Origin of the sequence: Anoxybacillus sp. CHMUD, from assembly GCF_013096965.1 — a bacterium.
GTDB classification, from domain to species: domain Bacteria; phylum Bacillota; class Bacilli; order Bacillales; family Anoxybacillaceae; genus Anoxybacillus; species Anoxybacillus kestanbolensis_A.
This window is the reverse complement of record NZ_SDLG01000039.1, coordinates 1-6,030: the sequence shown is the minus strand read 5'-3', so window position 1 is coordinate 6,030 and position 6,030 is coordinate 1. Positions and strand designations below refer to the sequence as shown.

Below are 6,030 nucleotides of genomic sequence, written 5' to 3'. Positions count from 1 at the left end.
AGAGAAAACGCACATACCTACAGGATGAGAGTAAGTAAAAGCGCTTACATATAACGATTTTATAAAACCATATATAACCAAAAAAATCGGTCGAGAAAAAAATCTCCCACAAAGTCTTGACTCAAACTGTTTTTTTATTTCAAGTGATATATCACTTAAAAAGTGATATATTTGTTAAAAAACATGCACAATACGAAGGAGCGTTACGTATGTCACAATGGATTCATCACCTTGAACAATGGTTGCTTGAGTTTGGCGTCATTGGTTTAGTTATCGTTTCATTTACGGAATCTTCTTTTTTCCCTATCCCGCCTGATGTGTTATTAATTCCGTTAAGCCTCGCGCAGCCGGAGAAAGCATTATGGTTTTCGTTTTTAACGACCGTCGCTTCCGTACTTGGCGCCTTGCTTGGATGGTACATCGGGAAAAAATTTGGCAGACCGGTTTTGCGCTATTTGATTTCTGATGAAAAAATGGACAAAGTCGAGCAATACTTTCAACAATACGGAGCGATGGCGATTGTCATCGCAGGATTTACACCTATTCCGTATAAAGTATTTACCATTTTCTCAGGCATTTCAAACGTCAGCATTCGCACGTTGCTTTTTTGGTCGTCCATCGGCCGCGGAGCGCGCTTTTTCACCGAAGGGCTCATTATTTTCATCTTAGGTGCGCAAGCGAAATCATTTATCGAGCAACATTTCACAACGATTACGATCGTCGGTGGAATAGTCATGGTCATCGCTTTCCTCATTTACAAACGATCGAAATAGTGCGGTTTGTCATAAACGAAACACATATGATAAAATTTTTAACAGTACATACAAAAGGAGTGTGACATATGAGCGAAGCAGCACAAACGTTAGAAGGTTGGTATTGCCTGCATGATTTTCGCACAATTGATTGGGTGGCTTGGAAAACGCTCTCAAATGATGAGCGTCAAGAAGCAATTCATGAGTTTTTAACGCTAGTGGAAAAATGGGAAACAACGGAAGCGGCTAAAGAGGGAAGTCACGCCATTTACACGATTATGGGGCAAAAAGCAGATATCATGTTTATGCTTTTACGTCCAACGATGGAAGAACTTCATGAAATTGAAACAGCAATCAACAAAACAAAGTTAGCTGAATATCTCATCCCTGCGTATTCATACGTTTCTGTCGTTGAGCTAAGCAACTATTTGCCGGCAGAAGCTGGCGATCCGTATGAAAACCCAGAAGTGCGCCGCCGTTTATATCCGATTTTACCGAAAACAAATCACGTATGCTTCTATCCAATGGACAAGCGTCGTCAAGGAAATGATAATTGGTATATGCTTCCGATGGAAGAACGCCGCAATTTAATGCGCGCACATGGCATGACAGGACGAAAATATGCAGGAAAAGTCGTACAAATTATTACGGGCTCTGTCGGTTTTGATGACTACGAATGGGGCGTCACTCTCTTTTCAAACGATGTCCTTCTGTTTAAAAAGCTTGTGTACGAAATGCGTTTCGATGAAGTAAGCGCACGATTTGGTGAGTTTGGCTCGTTTTTTGTTGGGAACATCTTGCCAAAGGAAAAAATACAATCGCTTTTACATGTATAGACCTCCGATTTGGAGGTCTTTTTTTATGATGTGCTTCATACATATAACAATGACGACTTTCCTCACATTTTCGCATGTTTCATCATAGGCTAATAGCGATTTCCATAAAGCGAGGTGAAGGGATGGCTGTTGTTGCATATACAGAAGAAGATGTCAAATTGCTTGCGCGTCTCATGCGCGCAGAGGCAGAAGGAGATGGACAGCTCGGCATGCTTATGGTAGGGAACGTAGGAATTAATCGAGTCATCGCAGACTGTCTAGATTTTATTGGACTGCGTACCATTCGACAAATGGTATTCCAAAGTCCTGGGGGATTTGAAGCTGTACAAAAGGGGTATTTTTATCAACGTGCCCGCAAAGAAGACATGCGCCTTGCCCGGCGCGTCATTCGCGGTGAGCGATTTCATCCAGCAACGAATGCGCTTTGGTTTTTCCGACCAGATGGTCCTTGTCCACCACGATGGTTTAATCAATGGAATACCGGTCGCTTCAAATCTCATTGTTTTTACGCGCCAACTCGCTCGGATTGTCCACGCGTATATTAATTTAAGGGAGGGATTAGTATGAGTGAAGAAAGACAACAAGTTCCTTATTATGCATATCCTTACTACTATCCGTACCAAATGCCAACATATCCATTTGGATTGCCTACACCAACGTTTACGCCCCAAACGGGAGCGATGCAAACACCAACGACCGCAAGCCAGCCGCTACCTGGCATGCTTCCGCTCGAAGAATCGTACATTGAAAACATTTTACGACTAAACAAAGGAAAAATCGCAACCGTTTATATGACGTTTGAAAACAATCGTGAATGGAATGCAAAGATTTTCCGCGGCGTCGTTGAAGCAGCTGGTCGCGATCATTTAATTTTAAGCGATCCCCAAACGGGGATGCGTTACTTATTGCCAATGATTTATCTCGACTATGTGACATTTGATGAAGAAATTAATTATGAATATCCATTTGCACCAGGTGTCGGATTAAGCACATATGCTCCACGTTAAAAACGAGGCGTCCAACGCGCCTCGTTTTACATATGTTTGATCGCAGTATACGCTAAAAGTAACCAAGCGATAATAAACGATACCCCCCCTAACGGTGTAATCGCTCCAAGTATTTTGATTTGTGTTAAGCTTAGTACATATAAACTACCTGAAAATAACACGATCCCTACAAGCATAAACCATCCAACCGGCGTCACGTTCGGCCATTTTGTCGCAAACAACGCAACGAGAAATAAACCAACCGTATGGAACATTTGGTATTGCACCGCTTTTTGCCACGTGTCTATATATCGCTCTGGAATTCTCCCTTCGAGCACATGCGCTCCGAATGCACCGAGCGCGACACATAATGCTGCGCTAATGGAAGCGATAATTGTAAATATTTTCATGTTCATTCCCCCTAAAAATCAAGTAATGATGGTCCGTTCGCTTCAGCATCGATATCTAATCGTTCAGTTGTTGTCGGCTGCGGTATCGTAATCGCCGTCACATTTTGTGATCGTTGTTGTAAAATGACATCGCACAATGCGCGAACCGCATATATATGCTCACGCATCGCCTGCGGTGAGGACGACTGCTTCGCCTGTGCGATTTCTTCTTCGATCTTTGTTAATACATTTGTCACCGATATGTCCAAAACGTTTTCACTCCCTACTTCTTTTTCCTTTACAACAATGGTATCTTATACATAGCAACTTTTCAAATTGAAAACGCTTTAATTGGACAAAGGAGTGACAACAAATGAAACGGACATGGTGGAAAGAAGCTGTCGTATACCAAGTATATTGGCGAAGCTTTTTTGATTCAAACGGCGATGGATACGGTGATTTAGAAGGACTCATTCAAAAGCTCGATTACATTCACGATTTAGGGGTCGATGTCATTTGGCTCAATCCGTGCTACGAGTCACCAGATAAAGATAACGGATACGACATTTCAGACTATTATCGCATTATGGATAAAGCAGGGGATATGGAGACGTTTGATCGCCTGCTTCACGAAGTGCATCAACGTGGAATGAAATTAATTATGGACCTTGTCGTAAACCATACATCCGATCAACATCCTTGGTTTATTGAGTCGCGTTCGTCAAAAGACAACCCGAAGCGCGATTGGTACATATGGCGTGACAAGCCAAATAACTGGCGTTCGTACTTTACACCGTCCGCATGGGAATACGATGAAAAAACAGGGCAATACTACTTCCATTCCTTTGCAGTTGAACAACCAGATTTGAATTGGGAAAATAAAGGAGTTCGTGAAGAAATTTATAAAATGATGCGCTTTTGGTTAGATAAAGGCATCGACGGATTCCGTTTAGATGCGATTGCTTTATTAGCGAAGCCAGACGGATTTCCGGACGCAGAAAATCCGTATGACATTCGCTATTTAACAAACAATCCGGGCGTGCACGAGTATTTACAAGAAATGCACGACAAAGTACTTAAACATTATGATATTTTTACCGTCGGGGAAGTTGCTTTCGTATCGCCAGAAGAAGGCTTAAAATATGTTGGGGAAGACCGAAACGAGCTACATACACTGTTCCATTTTGAAGTATGCGACGAAATGCCGACATGGGATCCGATTCGCTTTAAACAAATTCAAAAACGTTGGTATGAAGGGTTGTGGGGGAAAGGATGGAACTCACAATTTTTAAACAACCACGACCATACGCGACAAGTGACGCGCTACGGAAACGATAAACAGTTCCGTGTTGAATCAGCGAAATTGCTCGCTACGCTCGTGCATACGTTGCCTGGAACGCCATATATTTATCAAGGAGAAGAAATCGGCATGACGGGCGTCAAATTTGACTCAATTGATGACTATAACGACATTGCGATGAAAAACAAATATGCGGAAGAAGTCGCGAAAGGACGCGATCCGAAAGAAGTGCTAGAAAGCTTGCAGCTATTGAGCCGCGATAACTCGCGCACACCAATGCAATGGGACGATAGCGAACATGCAGGATTTACGACGGGAACGCCTTGGTTAAAAGTGAATCCGAATTATAAAGAAATTAACGTGAAACAAGCGTTAGCGGATCCAAACTCGGTGTACTACTACTATAAAAAGCTTATTCAATTACGCAAACAAAATCCAGTCATGGTGTACGGCACGTTCTGCGATCTTTCAGAAAATGAGCCGTATATTTATGCCTATACACGCGAGCTCGATGGCGTTCGCTGGCTGATCGTTTTAAATCATTGCGACAGCGACAACGTATATACATTGCCAGAAGAGCTCAGCTCTGCAAGCCACCATCTCTTGCTCGGCAACTATACAGACGTCAAAGAAGAAGGAACGACGCTTCATATGCGCCCACACGAAGCGAGAATTTATGCATTACAGTAAGCAGCCGATGTGGCTGCTTACTTTTTGTTTACCGCCTGTTCAAACGCTTCTAACGCTCGTTTTTCCCCAAAGACGATGACGATGTCGCCCGCGCAAAACCGCTCATCTGGGGGCGGGTTCCCAATGATGGCGTCCTGCCGCTGAATAGCAATAATCGTCACTCGAAAGCGCGTCTTTACCGCTTGATCGCCGACAGACGTATGAACAAATGAAGAATGAGGCTCAATCTTTACTTCCTCAATGGCGTATTGTTCGGTACGGTCGTGAAAAATCGTATCAACATAATCGACAGTAACTGGCTTTAATATCGTCATCGCCATGCGCCGGCCGCCCAAAAATGAAGGGTTAATCACCTTGTCCGCACCGGCGCGCCGCAATTTTTCTTCTGATTCTGGCCGCTCGGCACGCGCGACAACTTGAATGTCGCGGTTTATTCCTTTTGCTGTTAAGGCAATAAAGACGTTATCAGCATCAGATGGCAACGCGGCAATTAAGCCAGCCGCCCGTTCAATGCCTGCCGCGATCAATACGTCATCTTCTGTCGCATCCCCTTCGACGTACGGAAGAGGGTCGTCCATTTCTTCGAGCCAATCCGTCTTTCGCTCAATAACAACGACAGGTGTCCCATTTTTGACAAGCTAGCGCACCACTTGTTCGCCAACGCGCCCAAATCCGCATACGATAATATGATTTGCCATCATCGCGACGACAGAAACGACGATGGAGCGCGATGAACTCATTCGTTTCTCCCCTTATTTTCTTTTTTAGCAAACTTCATGCACGGCGTACCAGACGATTGTTTCACGACAATGGAAGGGAGCGTAGCACTTTTGAAACCGAACGCACGACAACCGCGCGGCAGCTGCGGGTCCCACGTGACGTAAAAATGTTTGCATGCATAACAGTTTATATGATTGGGCGTAAAACCCCTATGCCTTTAGGCTAGGGGATGTAAGCCCTAGCCGCCTTGTGTTTCAATGTATGGATGTATTTCATTGCTTTTTCAAGCCTTTACGGATCAGTTCATAAACCGCACCTGCAAAACTTGAAATGTAATTTTCTTTTTGATACTTTTCT

Annotated in this window: 9 protein-coding genes and 1 pseudogene; 5 read left to right on the top strand and 5 right to left on the bottom strand. The window is 43.7% G+C overall.

All coding sequences use genetic code 11. The annotated features are described in order from the left end of the window. Positions 1-209: 209 nt before the first annotated feature. From ETB99_RS14390 to gerQ, 4 genes are all read left to right on the top strand, one after another. Positions 210-773, top strand: coding sequence for a YqaA family protein (locus ETB99_RS14390; protein ID WP_128999575.1), 564 nt, complete (start codon positions 210-212; stop codon positions 771-773). A gap of 68 nt (positions 774-841) precedes the next feature. Then, complete coding sequence (gene hemQ / locus ETB99_RS14385; protein ID WP_171700913.1) at positions 842-1,588, top strand: hydrogen peroxide-dependent heme synthase; 747 nt, start codon at positions 842-844, stop codon at positions 1,586-1,588. 122 nt (positions 1,589-1,710) lie between these two features. Next, a complete protein-coding gene (locus ETB99_RS14380) occupies positions 1,711-2,133 on the top strand; it encodes a cell wall hydrolase (RefSeq protein ID WP_171700912.1) in 423 nt (140 codons plus the stop codon). 18 nt (positions 2,134-2,151) lie between these two features. Further along, positions 2,152-2,595, top strand: a complete 444-nt coding sequence (gerQ, locus tag ETB99_RS14375; protein ID WP_171700911.1) for a spore coat protein GerQ — start codon at positions 2,152-2,154, stop codon at positions 2,593-2,595. A 26-nt stretch (positions 2,596-2,621) separates the two neighbouring features. Here gerQ and ETB99_RS14370 read toward each other — a convergent pair whose 3' ends face one another. Beyond that, on the bottom strand, positions 2,622-2,984 hold the full coding sequence (locus ETB99_RS14370) for a DUF423 domain-containing protein (RefSeq protein ID WP_128999571.1): 363 nt from the start codon (positions 2,982-2,984) through the stop codon (positions 2,622-2,624). A gap of 11 nt (positions 2,985-2,995) precedes the next feature. After that, a complete protein-coding gene (locus ETB99_RS14365; RefSeq protein ID WP_035020177.1) occupies positions 2,996-3,232 on the bottom strand; it encodes a YwdI family protein in 237 nt (78 codons plus the stop codon). 104 nt (positions 3,233-3,336) lie between these two features. Between ETB99_RS14365 and ETB99_RS14360 the strand changes: the two genes are divergently transcribed. Next, complete coding sequence (locus ETB99_RS14360) at positions 3,337-4,953, top strand: glycoside hydrolase family 13 protein (protein ID WP_171700910.1); 1,617 nt, start codon at positions 3,337-3,339, stop codon at positions 4,951-4,953. A 17-nt stretch (positions 4,954-4,970) separates the two neighbouring features. On the opposite strand, the gene ETB99_RS15220 is transcribed toward ETB99_RS14360, so the two are convergent. The 3 genes and pseudogenes from ETB99_RS15220 to ETB99_RS15130 form a co-directional block, all read right to left on the bottom strand. Beyond that, positions 4,971-5,267 (bottom strand): cation:proton antiporter regulatory subunit, encoded by a 297-nt coding sequence (locus tag ETB99_RS15220; protein ID WP_256368208.1) that lies wholly within the window; start codon positions 5,265-5,267, stop codon positions 4,971-4,973. Positions 5,268-5,306: 39 nt separating this feature from the next. Continuing rightward, positions 5,307-5,576 (bottom strand): annotated as a pseudogene (locus ETB99_RS15215) (NAD(P)-binding protein); the annotation flags it as partial. Between the two features lie 113 nt (positions 5,577-5,689). After that, positions 5,690-5,863 carry a uracil-DNA glycosylase gene (locus ETB99_RS15130; RefSeq protein WP_309138160.1) on the bottom strand — a complete coding sequence of 58 codons (174 nt, stop codon included), beginning with the start codon at positions 5,861-5,863 and terminating at the stop codon, positions 5,690-5,692. Positions 5,864-6,030: the final 167 nt, after the last annotated feature.